This window comes from Roseicyclus marinus (assembly GCF_030163795.1).
Taxonomy (GTDB): Bacteria; Pseudomonadota; Alphaproteobacteria; order Rhodobacterales; family Rhodobacteraceae; genus Roseicyclus; species Roseicyclus marinus.
In genome coordinates this window covers 327,640-343,785 of sequence record NZ_JASJOF010000002.1, presented here as the reverse complement: position 1 = coordinate 343,785, position 16,146 = coordinate 327,640, and the positions used below count along the sequence as shown (strand labels likewise).

The following is a 16,146-nucleotide window of genomic DNA, read 5'->3' as shown; positions in this document are numbered from 1 at the left end:
TCGCGCCTTGCGTGTGTGCGGCTTGGGCGTTTGGTGAAAAAATGTGCAGGCGAGCGCCGTCGGGCCTGTCAGACGCCGACGTGGCGCAAGGAAGTCTCGTGATCGAGGGCGTCCATCGCCCCGGTCCAGACCACCTGACCGCGCGCAAGGATCGCGGCGCGGTCGGCGACCTGCCGCAATTCCCGGAGCGATTTGTCGATGACGAGGATGGCAAGCCCGGTTTCGGCCTTGAGCCGGGCGATCACGGCCCAGATCTCGGCCCGGATCAGGGGGGCGAGCCCCTCGGTCGCCTCGTCGAGGATCAGGAGACGGGGATTGGTCATGAGCGCGCGGCCGATGGCGAGCATCTGCTGTTCGCCGCCCGACAGCGTCGCCGCGCGCTGCCCCTGCCGTTCGGCGAGCCGGGGAAACAGCGCGCCGATACGCGCCATGTCCCAATGCCCCGGACGGGCCGCCACGATCAGGTTTTCCGCAACGGTCAGGTCGCGGAAGCAGCGCCGCCCCTCGGGGACAAGGCCGATGCCCAGACGCGCCGCCTGATGGCTCGACAGTCGCGCTAGGTCATGGCCGTCAAACACCAGCCGCCCTTCGGCGGGCAGCATCCGGCAGATCGTCTTGACCGTCGTCGATTTGCCCATCCCATTGCGGCCCATGAGCGCCAGCACCTCGCCCTCGTCGAGGCTGAGGTCTACGCCGAAAAGCGCCTGCGCGGCGCCGTAGCGGGCGGTCACCTGTTCGAGCGTCAGAAGGCTCATGCCTCGTCCCCCAGATAGGCTTCGCGTACGGCGGTATCTGTGCGGATCGCGTCAGGCGGGCCGCTGGCGATGACGCGGCCGCCCGCCAGAACGCTGATCCGGTCGGCGAGCGCAAAGACCGCGTCCATGTCGTGTTCCACCAGAAGGATCGGGGCCTCGTGCCGCAACCTGTCGAGAAGCGCGGTCATCCGCGCGCCGCCCTCGGACCCGAGACCGGCCATGGGCTCGTCCATGATGAAGGCGGCGGGCCGTAGCGTCAGGGCCACCGCGACTTCGAGCTGGCGGCGTTCACCGTGGGAGAGTTCCGCGGTGCGATGCCCCGCCTTGTCCGACAGGCCTACGCGGTCGAGCGCGGTTTCGGCCACCTTGCGCAGGGCTGGGTCCGATAGGGCGGGGCCGAAGAACCGCCACGGCGTTCCCGCAGCGCCCAGCGCCCCCAGAAGCGCGTTCTGAAGCGCCGTATCCTCCATCGCCAGCGCCGAGATCTGGAAGGTGCGCGCAAGCCCCATCCGCGCGCGGGTACGGGTGGGCAGGGCGGTCACATCGCGGCCCTTGAGGCGGATGGTGCCCGCATCGGGGGCAAGGCCGCCGCAGATCTGCGCGATGAGGGTCGATTTGCCCGCCCCGTTCGGGCCGATGACGGCGTGGATCTCGCCGCGTTTCAGCGTCAGGTCGATGCCGTCCGACACCACCAGCGCCCCGAAACGCTTGGTCAAGCCGCGCACCTCGAGAACCGGATCAGTCATGGCTCTGCGCCTTTCCGGCCAGAAGACCGATCACCCCGCCGCGTCCGAACAAGACGATGACCAGAAGGAGGCCCCCCAGAAGAATGTGCCAATGATCCCAGAGATCGCCCAGCACATGTTCCATCGCGACGAACAGAACCGCCCCCGCGACTGGCCCGAAAAGCCGTGCGACGCCACCGAGGATGATGAAGATCATGATCTCGCCCGACATGTGCCAGCTGAACATCGTTGGGCTGACGAAGCGGTTGAGATCGGCAAAGAGCGCGCCGGCCAATCCCGTGATCGCGCCCGAGATGACGAAGGCCACGAGTTTCGCCCGCTGCCCGTCGAGCCCCACGGTTTCCACCCGCGCGGGCACCTGCCGCGCGGCGTTCAGGACCAGCCCGAAGGGCGAGCGCGCGATCCGGGCCGACAGCCAGAGCGCCGCGCACAACAGCGCGAAACACAGGCAGTAGAATTGGATCGGGTCGAGCGTGTTCAGCCCCGGAAACCCGTTCCTCACCCAGATCGACAGACCGTCCTCACCGCCATAGGCGCGCCAGGAGATGGCGAAATAGTAGAACATCTGCCCGAAGGCCAAGGTGATCATGATGAAATAAACGCCCGAGGTCCGAAGCGACAGGAGGCCGATCAAAAGCGCGGCAAGGGCCGAGACGAGGATCGCCACGAGCCAGATCACGGGCATGGATTTCGTGCCCTCGATCAGGAACAAACCGTCATAAAGCGGCAGGAAATTCTGCGCGTGATGGGCAAGGATGCCCATGGAATAGCCGCCCAGCCCGAAAAAGACGGCATGCCCGAAACTGACCATGCCGCCCAGCCCGAGCGCGAGGTTCAGACCCACGGCGGCAAGTGCAAAGATCACGGCGCGGGTGGCCAGCGTGATGGTAAAGGGTTCGCCCGACAGATGCGCCCAGAGCGGCACGGCGATCAGCCCCGCGATCAGGGCGGCGTTGACGATCCATTCCCGGCTCATGCGGTGCGCGCCCCGTAAAGGCCCGTGGGCTTCCAGATCAGGACGATCGCCATCAACAGGTAGATCGCCATGGAGGAGAGCGAGGCACCGACCTGCGTGGCGGCTGCGGGTTCCATCACCAGCTTGAACAGTTCGGGCAGGAAGATGCCGCCCAGCGTATCGGTCAGCCCCACGATCAGCGCGCCGACGAAGGCCCCTTTGATCGAGCCGATGCCCCCTATGACGATGACGACGAAGGCGAGGATCAGCACGGGCTCTCCCATGCCGACCTGAACCGACTGGATCGCGCCCACGAGCGCACCCGCAAGCCCCGCCAGTGCCGCGCCAAGGGCGAAGACGAAAGTGTAGAGCGTGCGGATATCGACGCCCAAGGCCGCGATCATCTCGCGGTCGTTTTCGCCCGCGCGGATCTGGATGCCCAGCCGAGTCTTGGCGATCAGGAGCCACAGGCCCACGGCCACCGCCAGCCCCGCCCCGATCAACGCAAGCCGGTAGAGGGGGTATTCGATGCCGAAGGGCAGCGTGACGGACCCCGCCAGCGCCTCGGGCCGCGACAGGTAGAGGGGGAAGGAGCCGAAAGCCCACCGCGTGCCTTCGGAAAAGATCAGGATCAGGGCGAAGGTCGCCAGCACCTGGTCCAGATGGTCGGTGTGATAAAGGCGGCGGATGACCGTCATCTCGATCAGCGCGCCTGCCATGGCTGCGGCGGCCATCGCGGCGATCAGCGCCAACGTGAAAGAGCCGGTGAGGCCCGCGACCACCGCCGCGACGAAGCCCCCCACCATGTAGAGCGATCCATGCGCCAGATTGATCAGGCCCATCACGCCGAAGATCAGCGTCAGGCCCGCGGCCATCAGGAACAGCATCACGCCGAACTGCAAGCCGTTCAGCACCTGTTCGACGATCAGGATCGTGGACATGGAAAACCCCGGTTCAAGCAAAGGGGCCGGCCCGCGAAGGACCGGCCCCGGTCAGGTCGTCGCGCGGCGTTTACATCTGGCATTCGCCGGCAAAGGCGTCGCCGCGATCTTCCAGCGCGGTGGCGATGATCCGGTTGGTGAAGATATCGCCGTCCTGCACCACTTCGCGGACATAGATGTCCTGGATCGGGTGATGGTTGGGTCCGAAGGCGAAATCGCCCCGCGTGCTGGCGAAATCGGCCGCCCGCAGCGCCTCGCGGAAGGCATCGGGGCTTTCGGTCGGGTGGCCGTCATCGAGCGCGGAAAGGATCAGGTTCGCGGTGTCGAAGCCCTGGCTGGCGTAGAGCGAGGGGATGCGCCCGTATTCGGCGGTGAAGGCCTCGACAAAGGCGGCATTGGTCGGGTTGTCCAGATCGGGCGACCATTGCGCGGTATTGCGCACACCCAGTGCCGCGGGGCCCACCGCCTGCAGGATGTTCTGGTCAAAGGAGAATGCCGGACCGATCACGGGGATATCCAGCCCGCTGTCGGCATATTGGCGCAAGAAGGAAATCCCCATGCCGCCGGGCAGGAAGAAGAACACGCTGTCCGCACCCGAGGCGCGGATCTGGGCGATCTCGGCGGCGTAATCGGTCTGGCCGAGCTGGGTGTAGATCTCGCCTGCAAGCCCGCCTTCGTAGAAGCGCTTGTAGCCTGCGAGCGCGTCTTGGCCTGCGGGATAGTTCGGCGCGAGGATGAAGCTGTTGGCATAGCCCGCGCTGTTGGCATAGGCGCCCGCCGCCTCGTGCAGGTTGTCGTTTTGCCATGCGACGTTGAAGTAATTCTGGTGGCAGCCCCGGCCTGCAAGCTGCGAGGGCCCCGCATTGGGCGAGAGGTAGAACAGACCCTGCGCCGTGACCGAGGGGACGACCGCCATGGCGAGGTTCGACCAGATGATCCCGGTCAGAAGGTCCACATCGTCGGATTGCACCATCCGGTCTGCCAGTTGCACAGCCACGTCGGGGGCCTGTTCGTCATCGGCGACGATGACCTCGATATCGTCGCGGCCCGATTGTTCGATGGCCAGCAGGAACCCGTCGCGCACGTCGATGCCCAAGGCTGCACCGCCGCCCGAGAGCGTCGTGATCATGCCGATCTTCGTTTCGGCCTTCGCGGCCCCCGCCAGCGCCAGAGCCAGCACCGAGGCCGACAGCACCAAACCCTTAAACTTCATCGCGACCACCCCCCTTTTTGTTCGGGTCTTTTCCCTGATGGGCCAGATCGTCCCAAGATTTGCGCCGGGGTCAAGCCCCGGTCGGCGCGCGCCCCGCATCACGCATCACCCCGGCGATGGCCCGGAGGCGCGGATCATCGCCAAGGTCGGCACCTGCCACGGGCAGTTTTCGCCGCCAGTTGGGGTATTCGTCGATGGTGCCGGGCAGGTTGGTCTGCTGGGCCATCTCCAGCACATCCTCGGCCTGAACGGCGACCAGAGCGGACCCGGCGCGGGCCAGCGCGCGGTGCATGGACGACGCATCCTCCCCGCCTGTCATGGCGGCATGGGCGCGCGCCTCGTCCGCGCGGGCGGCAAGGCCACGGGTCAGGGTCTCGTCCCCGATCCGGCCGATGGCATGGCGCGCCCGGATATCGGCACCATCCGCCCAACCGGCATGGGTCGGCAGGTCATGCGTGCCGAAGGCCGCAAGCGTGGGCGCGGGGTAGGTTTCGGGGGGCGTGTCCCGCTCGAACTGCATCAGGCGACAGCCGAGGATACCCGCTTCGGCCAGTGCCCCCTGCAACCCGTCGGGGATATTGCCCAGATCCTCGCCAATCACGGTCGCACCTGCGCGGGCGGCTTCGATCAAGATCACGGCGAGCATGGCCGCGCGGGGCATCGCCACATAGGCCCCGGGCAGGCCGGGTTGGTCGGGCACCCAGAAGGCGCGGTCGAAACCGAGGATGTGGTCGATCCGGATCAGCCGGGAATAGCGCATCTGCTGGCGCAGCGTATCGGCGAGAAGGGCGAAATGTCCTGCGATCAGCGCCTCGGGGTTCAAGGGCGCAAGGCTCCAGCGCTGGCCATCGGGGGCGAAGGGATCGGGTGGCGCGCCGAGCGAGACACCTTGCGCGAACCAGTGCCGGTCGGCCCAGGTCTCGGCCCCGGCGGGATGGGTGCCGACGGCCAGATCAAGATAAAGCCCGTGCCGCATCCCCGCCGCGATCAGGGCCGCCTGCGCATCGGTCAATTGGCGATGGGCCATCCATTGCAGCCATTGGTGATAGCGGATCGCGTCGGTGGGCACCGCGCCGGTCGCAGTTGCGGGATCCTGAAGATGCGCGGGCCAGTCCGTCCAGAGCGCGCCATGATGCTCGGACAGGGCCTGATGGGTGGCGAAGAGGGTGAGCGCCGCGCCTTCCTCCGCGCAGAAAGTGTCGAAGTCCGCATCGCCGGTGAAGGCGTCATAGGCAGCGCGCAGGGCGCGGCGCTTGGCGGGGATTTCGGCGGCGTAGTCTACCAAGGCTCCGGTGGACAGGCCCGCGCCAGTGCCGATGTGCAGCGGGTTCAGTCGCCGCCGGTGGCTGGGCGAATAGGGGCTGAACCATGCGGGTTCGGTCGGAAAGCCCGCGTGGATCGGGTTGATCCCCAGAAACCCCGCGCCCGCGCGCGCAAGCGACAGGCCGGTTTCCCGCAGATCGTGGTAATCGCCGAAGCCTGCGCATTCAGGTGGGCGCAGGCCCCAGAGCGGTGCGGTCACGCCCCAACCGCGCGGCGGCAGCGGCAGGCTGGCGGGGGCGGTCAGGAGCGTCGTTTCCATCCCGCCCGCGCGCAGGACATGGCGGCCAAGGGGCAGGGGGGGCAGGTCGCGCCCACGCCCCTCGATCTGCGCGCCGTCCTCGAGCGTCACGCCCCAATCGCCAGGATCGGCGGGCAGGCGGGTCGTGGCGTTGGGCGTCAGGATCAGGAAACGGGGCAGGCGGCGCCGTGCCTCGGTGTCGCGATGCGCGGCAAGCCGGTCTTCTGCCTCCGCCTCGGTCGTGACCTCCACGCCCATCGCGGCCAGTAGGGCCAGCGCCGTGTCGCGCTCGGTCGTCCGCGTGCCGCCCATCTGGTCGGTGTAGCGAGGCAAGATGCCCATGGCATCGGCCAGTGCCGCGATGGCGTCGGTCATGTCATGGGCTCGAGCACGCAGGCCAGAACGGTGTCGGCCGCGCAGGTCAGGCTGTCCGATACCGGGCGGCTCACCGCGCCGGTCCCGGTTACGGTGTCGATCCGGACCACCCAATGCCAGCCCGCACGGGCGGGGGGCAGGCGCACCTCGGCCGGGCCGCCGCCGTTGAACACCAAAAACACCGCCGCGTCAGAGGCGGCATAGCGCGGCGTGCCGGCCGCCGTGCGCTTTTCCACGCACAGCAGGCGGCGGCTTGGGTCCTGCCAATCGGCCTCCGTCATCTCCTGCCCGTCTTCGCGCCACCAGAACAGGTCGGGCAGGCCGTCCACCGCCCGTTCGCGGGCATGCAAGAACCGCTTCTGGCGCAAGATCGGCTGCGCCCGGCGAAAGGCGATAAGAGCGGCGGTGAAGGCGCGCAGGTCGTCGTCGGGGGCGGTCCAATCGACCCAGCCGATCTCGTTGTCCTGCGCATAGGCGTTGTTGTTGCCCGATTGCGAATTGCCGATCTCGTCGCCCGCAAGCAGCATGGGCGTGCCCTGCGCCAGCATCAGGGTCGCCAGCATGTTGCGCTGCCGACGAGCGCGGGCGGCAATGATGGCGGGATCGGCGGTCGGCCCCTCGACGCCCATGTTGTCGGACCAGTTGGCGGAATGGCCGTCGCGGTTGCCTTCGCCATTGGCCTCGTTGTGGCGTTCGGCATAGCTGACCACATCGGCAAGCGTGAAGCCGTCATGCGCGGTCAGCAGGTTGACCGAGGCCGTGGCGGGCCGCCCGGAATGGTCGAACTGCCGCGCCGATCCGGTGATCCGGTCGGCAAGCCGCGGCACCAGCCCCGCATCGCCGCGCCAGAACTGGCGGACGGTATCGCGGAACCGGTCGTTCCATTCGAGGAAGGGCGGCGGAAAGGCCCCGAGTTGGTAGCCCCCCGGCCCGATGTCCCAAGGTTCGGCGATCAACTTGACGCGGGTGAGCACAGGGTCCTGCCTTATCGCGTCGAAAAAGCTGGCCCCCGGATCGAAGCCCGCAGGCGTGCGCCCCAATGTGGCGCAAAGATCGAAGCGGAACCCGTCGACATGACCGACCTCTACCCAGTAGCGCAAGGAATCCATGATCATCCGAAGCACCATCGGATGATCCACGTTCACCGTGTTCCCGGTGCCCGTATCGTTGATGTAATGCCGCCGGTCCGGCGCGAGGCGGTAGTAGCTGAGATTGTCGAGGCCCCGGAAGGACAGGGTCGGCCCCATCTCGTCGCCTTCGCAGGTGTGATTGTAGACCACGTCGAGGATCACCTCGATCCCCGCCTCGTGCAGGCGCGCGACCATCGCCTGAAATTCCGCGATGCCGCCGCCGGTCTGGTAGCGCGGATCGGGGGCGAAAAACCCGAGGCTCTGGTAGCCCCAGTAATTCGTCAGCCCCTTGTCGTGCAGGAACTTGTCATCGACGAAGGCATGGATCGGCAAAAGCTCCACCGCCGTCACGCCCAGCCCCGTCAGGTGCGCCAACATCGGGGCGGAGGCGAGGGCCGCGAATTTGCCGGGTGGGGCGGCTGCCGGGTGCAGCCGGGTCAGGCCCTTCACATGCGCCTCGTAGATCACGCTGTCCTCGGTCGCGGTCTCGGGCGGGCGGTCGCCGCCCCAGTCGAAGCTCGGGTCCACGACGATCGCGCGCGGCATGTAGGGCGCGCTGTCCAATGTCGAGAAACTGTCCGGTCCCTTGGCCGGGTCGTATCCATAGAGCGCATCGTGCCAGACCGGGTGGCCGGTGAGCGCGCGCGCGTAGGGATCGACCAGAAGCTTGTTGGGGTTGAACCTGTGGCCGTCCTGCGGCGCATAGGGGCCATGGGCGCGGTAGCCGTACAACTGCCCCGGACGCAGGCCGGCGACATGGCCGTGCCAGACATCGCCGTCACGTTCGGGCAGGTCGAGGCGCGCGACCTCCTGCCCGTCTTCGGAAAACAGGCACAGGACCATCCGCGTGGCATGGGCGGAAAAGACCGCGAAATTGACGCCAAGGGCATCGGGTGTTGCCCCCAAGGGCGCGGGGCGGCCTGCGGTCATCCTGTTCGGCATGGTCAATCCTGACGGCTCAGGCCCCGGTAAAGCGCCAGGTAATCTGCTGCCGACTGGTCCCAGCCGACAGGGTGGCGCATGGCGTTTCGTTGCATCGACAGCCACAGATCGGGCCGGGCGTAAAGATCGCACAGACGGTCAAGCGCGCGCGACAGCGCCTCTGCCGTGACCGGGTGGAACTGCATCCCCGTGGCCGCCCTGGCGCGCAGGCCCGCAGGTGTCGCGTCGATCACCGTATCCACGAGACCCCCGGTATAGGCAACCAGAGGCAGGGTGCCGAAGCGCAGGCCATACATCTGCGTCAGGCCGCAAGGCTCGAACCGGGAGGGGACGAGGATCGCGTCGCCGCCTTCGATCAGGAGCCGTGCCAGTCCCTCGTCATAGCCCAGCCGCACCGCGACCTGAGGGTGGTCGGCGGCGCGCAGGAAGGCCTGTTCCAGATCCTTTTCACCGGAGCCCAGAAGCGCCAGCTGTCCGCCCCGGTCGATCAGGCGCGGCAGGGCGTCGATGAGCAGGTCCAGCCCCTTTTGATGCGTCAGCCGCGAGACGACGACGCAAAGCGGCCCGTCGCTTTCGGGCAGACCCATTTCGCGGCGGAGCCTTGCCTTGTGGCGCGTCTTTCCCGCCGGCGTCTTGTAGGTCGGCGTCCATGCCGCAAGATCGACCCCGTTCAGGATGCCCGACAAGACGCCCGAGCGCGCCCGAAGCAGGCCGTCCATTCCCATCCCGAAATCGGGGGTCAGCAATTCGCCCGCATAGGTCGGGCTGACCGTGGTGATCCGGTCCGCGGCGACAAGGCCGGCCTTGAGCGCGCTGATATCGCCCCAGAATTCGACGCCATCCTGTGTCATGTCCCCGGGCGCGAGCCGCAAGGCGGCCAATCTGTCCACGCCCGCCTTGCCCTGAAAGGCGATGTTGTGGATCGTCATGACGCTGCCGACGCCCGCCGCCGGATGGCGCGCGCGCAGATACCAAGGCGCAAGCCCCGCCTGCCAATCATGGCCGTGCAAGATGTCGGGCCGCCAGCCCGCCATGGCACCGCCTGCGATCTGCGCCCCGATCCACGACAGGGCGGCGAAGCGTTCGGGGTTGTCCGGCCAGTCCCGCCCGGCGCTGTCGACATAGGGCCCGCCGTCACGCGCGAAGAGATGCGGCGCATCCAGCACCAGAAGATCAAGGCCCGCCGCACCGGCAGCGATGACCCGCGCCGGACCGCCGAAGAGATCGGCATCCTCCAGCACCACCTTACCCTTGGGGATCGCCGCCAAGACGCCGGGATAGCCGGGCAAAAGCGTCCGCATCTCGACCCCCAGCGGGGCCAGCGCGGCGGGCAGGGCGCCCGCCACATCCGCCAACCCCCCGGTCTTGACCAGCGGCGCGCATTCCGAGGTGACGGAGAGCACCTTGATCGTCGCAGGTTGGCCCGGTGCCGTGGTCATAATGCGGCTGCCCTCTCGTCCAGCATCGCCTGGGTGATCAGTGTCACGCCACCTGTCGTGACATGGAACCACTTGGCGTCTTCCTCGGGGTCCTCGCCCACGACAAGCCCGCGCGGGATCACGACGCCCCGGTCGATCACCACGTTCTTGAGCCGCGCGTGGCGTTCCACGACCACATCGGGCAGCACGACCGCGCGCAGGAGTTGCGAGTAGGAATTCGTATAGACGCGGGTGAACAGGAGCGATTCCCGCACCTCGGTCCCCGAGATGATGCAGCCGCCCGACACCATCGAGGAAATCGCGCTGCCCCTTCGGTCGGCCTCGTCATGGATGAACTTGGCCGGCGGCACGCTTTCCGAATAGGTCCAGATCGGCCAGTTGGTGTCCCACAGGTCAAGCTCGGGTGTGAAGCTCGTCAGGTCGATGTTGGCCTTCCAATAGGCGTCGACCGTGCCCACGTCGCGCCAATAGGCGGGGGCCTCGGGCGAGGTGCGGACGCACGACGCTTCGAACCGGTGCGCCATGGCCTTGCCGCCCGCCACGATCTGCGGGATCAGGTCGCCGCCGAAATCGCGGCTGGAATTGGGGTCGTCGGCATCGCGGGCCAGAAGATCGCGCAGGAAGGGCCAGCTGAAGACATAGATGCCCATCGAGGCCAGCGTGATGTCGGGATTGTCCGGTGTTCCGGGCGGATCCTTGGGCTTTTCAAGGAAGGACGTGATCCTGTCATTGCCGTCGATGGCCATGACGCCGAAGGCAGACGCCTCGGACCGCGGCACGGTCAGGCAGCCGATGGTGACATCCGCGCCCGTGTCGACGTGTTGGCGCAGCATCACCTCGTAATCCATCTTGTAGATATGGTCGCCCGCAAGGATGACGACGTAATCCACGTCATAACTGTCGATGATGTCGATGTTCTGGAACACCGCATCGGCCGTGCCCTGATACCAATGCACCTCGTCCACGCGTTGCGACGCGGGCAGGATGTCGAGGTATTCGTTGCGCTCGGCCCGGAAGAAGTTCCAGCCGCGCTGGCAATGGCGGATCAGCGAATGCGCCTTGTATTGCGTGGCGATGGCCATCTTGCGGATGCCGGAATTGAGTGCGTTGGACAGCGCGAAATCGATGATCCGCGTCTTGCCGCCAAAATAGACCGCCGGTTTCGCGCGCCTGTCGGTCAACTGCATCAGGCGGCTGCCGCGCCCACCTGCCAGAACGAAAGCCATGGATCGCGCCACGAGCCTTTGGGATGGTCCAGCCATTGGTGTCGTCCTCCCTTTGATGCGCCACCCTCCCGCGGCGCTGTTTCAATCGTCCGGTATCAGGAACAGCGTAGACAGCGGTGGCAGGTAGACGCCCGCGCTGGCCGGTTGGCCGTGGCTTGGCGCCGCCTCTGCCGCGATCCGGCCCATGTTGCCCCGGTTGCCGCCGCCATAAAGTGCCGCGTCGGTGTTCAGCGCCTCGCGCCATCCGCCCGCATGGGGCAGGCCGATGCGGTAGCCGGGGCGTTCGACGGGGGTGAAATTCGTGAGCATCACGACTGGCTTGTCGGCCGCATCGCCGCGCCGCACCCAGGCGATGACGGATTGGTCGGCATCGCCGCCGATCAGCCATTCGAACCCGTCGCCATCCGCATCCTTCACATGCATCGCGGGCGTTGCGCGATAGAAGGTGTTGAGGTCGCGCACCAGCCGCTGCAGGCCCTTGTGCCCCGGATCGTCCAGATGGTGCCAGCCGATCTCCGCGTCATGGTTCCATTCGGTCTGCTGCCCGAATTCCTGCCCCATGAACAAAAGCTTCTTGCCGGGATGGCCCCACATAAAGCCGTAATAAGCGCGCAGATTGGAAAGTTTGGTCGCGTGATCGCCGGGCATGCGGGTGTACATGCTGCCCTTGCCGTGGACGACCTCGTCATGGCTGATCGGCAGGACGAAATTCTCGGAAAAGGCGTAATGCAGGCCGAAGGTCACCTTGTCGTGGTGATATTTCCGGTTCACCGGGTCCTCGGCCATGTAGCGGAGCGTGTCGTTCATCCAGCCCATGTTCCACTTGAACCCAAAGCCAAGCCCGCCGTCATGGACCGGGGCCGAGACCTTGGGGAAGGACGTGCTTTCCTCGGCCACCGTCATGATGCCGGGATGCGCGCCATAGGCTGCGACATTCATCGCGCGCAGGAAATCGATCGCCTCGTAATTCTCGTTGCCGCCGTCCTTGTTGGGCACCCATTGCCCCGGATCGCGGGAATAATCGCGGTAGAGCATCGAGGCCACGGCATCGACGCGGAGCCCGTCGAGGTGGTATTCCTCGAGCCAATAGAGCGCATTGGCGATGAGGTAGTTTTTCACCTCGCGCCGCCCGTAGTTGAAGATCAGCGTGTTCCAATCCCTGTGGAACCCTTCCTTGGGATCGGCATGTTCATAGAGCGCCGTTCCGTCGAAGCGGGCAAGGCCGTGGGCGTCGGTCGGGAAATGCCCCGGCACCCAGTCGAGGATCACGCCCAGCCCCGCCTGATGCGCCGCATCGACCAAGTCGCGGAATTCATGCGGGGGACCGTGCCGGACGGTGGGCGCGTACAGCCCCACGGGCTGATAGCCCCATGAGCCGTCGAAGGGGTATTCGCTGATCGGCAAAAGTTCCAGATGGGTGAAGCCCATCTCGGTCGCATAGGCCACGAGTTCTTCGGCGGCTTCCTTGTATCTGATCCGGCGGTTCTGCGCTTTGCGCCGCCACGATCCCAGATGCACCTCGTAGATCGAGATCGGCGCGGTCCGGACATGGGCGGCTGCGCGTTCCGCCATCCATCCGCCATCGTGCCAGCCATAGCCCGCGATATCGCGCACGACCGAGGCATTTTCGGGCGGGTGTTGCGAGCCGAAGCCCACGGGGTCGGCCTTGAGCGGCAGGGCCGCGCCATCCGGCCCAAGGATTGCGAATTTGTAGGCTGCGCCTTCGCCTATGCCGGGCAGGAAGATTTCCCACACGCCGGTCGCGCCGCGTGGCCGGAGCACATGCCGCCGCGCGTCCCAACCGTTGAAATCACCCACCACGGCGACGCGCCGGGCATTCGGCGCCCAAAGCGCGAAATGGGTGCCCCTGACGCCTTGGTGGTCGCGCACATGCGCGCCCAGCACCCGCCAAAGCGCATGATGCGTGCCTTCGCCGATCAGGTATTCATCGATTTCGCCCAGAATGGGGGCAAAGCGGTAGGGGTCTTCCATGTCCCAGACCGCGCCATCGGGGCCGGTGCCGTGCAGGATGTAGGGACCATCGTTTGGCGCGATCCCGGCAAAAAGGCCGCCGCCGCCCGACACCGATGCCAGTTCCACGGACGTGTCGCCGATGCGTGCCGACATCGCCACCGCGCCCGGATCGAAGGCGAGGATCCAGCGCTGCCCGTCCAGCACATGCGCGCCCAGAACAGCGAAGCAATCGGCATGAGTGCCTGCCCGGATTGCATCCGCCACCCGGTCGGGCAGGTGAGCGGTCAGGGCGCTGTCGGGTCCGGTCGACATGTCCAAGACGCTACAGGAGCCCCATCAGAGGTCAAGCACCCGGCCCGACGGATCGTGCGCCCCAGATATCGGACATGTAGCCCCGGATCGTGCGATCCGACGAAAACCAGCCCGACCGCGCGGTGTTGAGCGCTGCCATCCGCGTCCATTGGGCCGCGTCGCGATAGGCCGCATCCACCGCGCGCTGGGCGCGCCAGTAATCGCTGAAATCCGAACAGACGAGGAAATAATCGGGCCCCCGCAGGTTGCCGGTGATGTCATGGAACCGGCCCGGATCGTCGCTGGAAAACGCGCCTTGTTCGATCGCCTCAAGCGCGGCGGCAAGGCGGGGATCGGCGGCGATGGCCTGCGCGGCGTGGCCATCGACAGCGCGGCGGGCGACAACCTCGGGCGCGGTCATGCCGAAGAGAAAGAAATTCTCGGGCCCGACGTGATCGCGGATCTCGACATTCGCACCATCGAGCGTGCCCACCGTCAGCGCGCCGTTCAGCGCGAATTTCATGTTGCCGGTGCCCGACGCCTCCTTGCCCGCGGTGGAGATCTGTTCCGACAGGTCGGAGGCCGGGATAAGCCGCTCGGCGAGCGTCACGTTGTAATTGGGCAGGAACACGACCTTGAGATAGGGGCTCGTCACCGGGTCGGCGTTCAGGACGCGGGCCACGTCGTTGATCAGGTGGATGATCTTCTTGGCAAAGACATAGCCCGGTGCGGCCTTGCCCCCGAAGATCTTGACCCGCGGCGTCCAGCCCGCGCCCGGATTGGCCCGGATCGCCTGCCACAGTGCCACCGCCTCGAGGATGTTGAGGTGCTGGCGCTTGTATTCATGGATGCGCTTGATCTGGACATCGAACATCGCATCGGGGTCGAGGCTGACGCCATGGGTGTCCTTGATCCAGTTGGACAGGTCGACCTTGTTGGCGCGTTTGGCCCCCGTGATCGCCTCTTGCAGCCCGGCGTCCCCCAGATGCGCTTCGAGCCGCGAGAGCTGTTCGAGGTCGCCGACCCAACCCTCGCCGATGGCGTCGGTGATGATCTGTGACAGGCGCGGGTTGCACGCGTGCAGCCAGCGGCGCGGCGTCACGCCGTTGGTCTGGTTCACGATCCGCGACGGGTGAAGCGCGTGCAGATCGGCAAAGACCGTTTCCTTCACCAGTTCGGTATGCAGCGCAGACACGCCATTGACCCGGTTCGCCATCACGAAACTGAGCGTGCCCATGTTCACCTCGCCATCTGCGACGATGGGCACGGGACGGTCCGGATGGCGCGCCGCATGATCGGCGTCGATCCGTTCGATCAGCATCATGTGGCGCGGCAAGAGGCGCCCCATCAGGTCGACCGGCCATTTCTCCAGCGCCTCGGGCAAGAGCGTGTGGTTGGTGTAGTTCAGCGTGCGCCGCGCGAGGTCCACCGCCTCGTCGAAGGGCAGGCCGCGCTCGTCATGCAGGAGACGCACAAGTTCAGGCCCCGCGATGGCGGGATGCGTGTCGTTGAGCTGGATCGCCACCTTGTCGGCCAAGGCGCGGATGTCGCCATGTTCGCTGTCGAACCGGCGCAGGATGTCGTGCAGGCTGGCGGCGGTAAAGAAATACTCCTGTTTCAGGCGCAATTCCTTGCCCGCGGGCGTGGTGTCGTCCGGGTAAAGCACCCGGCTGATCGAGCGGGCCAGCATTTCGGGCGCGGCGGCGCCGACGTAATCGCCATGGTTGAAGCGCTGCAGGTCCAGTGGATCGACCGCCCGGGCGCCCCATAGGCGCAGCGTGTTGGTCCAGCGCGCCTGCCAGCCCACGACCGGCGTGTCATAGGCCTCGGCCAGAACCGCCTCGTCGGGGGTCCAGACCATGTGGCCCTCGCGCTCGGCGACATGGCCGCCGAAGCCGACCGGATACAGAGCCTCGGGCCGCTCGAATTCCCAGGCGTGGCGCTGCTGCAACCATGTCTCGGGCTCTTCGATCTGGCGTCCCTCCTCGAAGCGCTGGCGGAACAGCCCGTGCTCATATCGGATGCCATAGCCCATGGCGGGGCAGGCCAATGTCGACAGCGATTCGAGAAAACAGGCCGCAAGGCGCCCCAAGCCCCCGTTGCCAAGCGCCGCATCCGGTTCGTCATGCAGCACCGTGTCGAAATCGAGGCCCAGCGCCTCGATCGCGGCCCTGGCCTCGGCATCGGCGCGCAGGTTCACCAGTGCATCGCCCAGAAGCCGCCCGATCAGGAACTCCATCGACATGTAATAGACCCGTTTCGCCCCGGCCTCGTAGGCCGCGCGGGTGGAGGAGAACCAGCTGTCCACGATCCTGTCGCGCACGGCAAAGGACAGTGCCATCCGCCAGTCATGCAGCGTGGCATGGCTGGCATCCTTGCCGATCGTGTAGGTCAGGTGCCGAAGGATCGCATCCTGCATGCCCGGCTTTGCCCCGGTCTCCTGATAGGTCATCATCCTGCCTCGATCTGGCGCAATCGTTAGCGCTAACTAACGCTCTCAACATGGAATTGAAAGCGCTTTGAGAAATTTCGTCACACCCTGTGTCTGCCGCCGCCCGGCAGGCGTCAAGGGCCTTGCATCGCGGCTTGGGGCGGGAT

Annotated in this window: 11 protein-coding genes; all 11 read right to left on the bottom strand. The window is 66.5% G+C overall.

Annotation, left to right across the window (positions count from 1 at the left end):
* Nucleotides 1–68: 68 nt before the first annotated feature.
* Nucleotides 69–755 carry an ABC transporter ATP-binding protein gene (locus QQK63_RS04450; protein ID WP_277827141.1) on the bottom strand — a complete coding sequence of 229 codons (687 nt, stop codon included), beginning with the start codon at nt 753–755 and terminating at the stop codon, nt 69–71.
* Entirely contained in the window at nt 752–1,501 is a 750-nt protein-coding gene (locus QQK63_RS04445) for an ABC transporter ATP-binding protein (RefSeq protein WP_277827143.1), read from the bottom strand. Before QQK63_RS04445 ends, QQK63_RS04450 begins: the two co-directional genes overlap by 4 nt.
* The gene (locus tag QQK63_RS04440; RefSeq protein ID WP_277827145.1) at nt 1,494–2,477 is read right to left on the bottom strand and encodes a branched-chain amino acid ABC transporter permease; all 984 of its coding nucleotides are present in this window, start codon (nt 2,475–2,477) and stop codon (nt 1,494–1,496) included. The genes QQK63_RS04445 and QQK63_RS04440 overlap by 8 nt, the downstream gene beginning before the upstream one ends.
* Nucleotides 2,474–3,397, bottom strand: a complete 924-nt coding sequence (locus QQK63_RS04435; RefSeq protein ID WP_277827147.1) for a branched-chain amino acid ABC transporter permease — start codon at nt 3,395–3,397, stop codon at nt 2,474–2,476. The genes QQK63_RS04440 and QQK63_RS04435 overlap by 4 nt, the downstream gene beginning before the upstream one ends.
* 70 nt (nt 3,398–3,467) lie before the next feature.
* A complete protein-coding gene (locus QQK63_RS04430) occupies nt 3,468–4,610 on the bottom strand; it encodes an ABC transporter substrate-binding protein (protein ID WP_277827149.1) in 1,143 nt (380 codons plus the stop codon).
* 70 nt (nt 4,611–4,680) lie between these two features.
* On the bottom strand, nt 4,681–6,546 hold the full coding sequence (gene malQ / locus QQK63_RS04425; protein ID WP_277827151.1) for a 4-alpha-glucanotransferase: 1,866 nt from the start codon (nt 6,544–6,546) through the stop codon (nt 4,681–4,683).
* On the bottom strand, nt 6,543–8,618 hold the full coding sequence (gene glgX / locus QQK63_RS04420; RefSeq protein WP_277827153.1) for a glycogen debranching protein GlgX: 2,076 nt from the start codon (nt 8,616–8,618) through the stop codon (nt 6,543–6,545). The genes malQ and glgX overlap by 4 nt, the downstream gene beginning before the upstream one ends.
* Before the next feature lie 2 nt (nt 8,619–8,620).
* Nucleotides 8,621–10,057, bottom strand: coding sequence for a glycogen synthase GlgA (gene glgA / locus QQK63_RS04415; RefSeq protein WP_277827155.1), 1,437 nt, complete (start codon nt 10,055–10,057; stop codon nt 8,621–8,623).
* Nucleotides 10,054–11,319: a glucose-1-phosphate adenylyltransferase gene (gene glgC / locus QQK63_RS04410; RefSeq protein WP_277827157.1), complete on the bottom strand. Its 1,266-nt coding sequence runs from the start codon at nt 11,317–11,319 to the stop codon at nt 10,054–10,056. The genes glgA and glgC overlap by 4 nt, the downstream gene beginning before the upstream one ends.
* 45 nt (nt 11,320–11,364) lie before the next feature.
* On the bottom strand, nt 11,365–13,569 hold the full coding sequence (gene glgB / locus QQK63_RS04405) for a 1,4-alpha-glucan branching protein GlgB (RefSeq protein ID WP_277827159.1): 2,205 nt from the start codon (nt 13,567–13,569) through the stop codon (nt 11,365–11,367).
* Between the two features lie 31 nt (nt 13,570–13,600).
* On the bottom strand, nt 13,601–16,003 hold the full coding sequence (locus QQK63_RS04400) for a glycogen/starch/alpha-glucan phosphorylase (RefSeq protein ID WP_284283175.1): 2,403 nt from the start codon (nt 16,001–16,003) through the stop codon (nt 13,601–13,603).
* Nucleotides 16,004–16,146 lie beyond the last annotated feature (143 nt).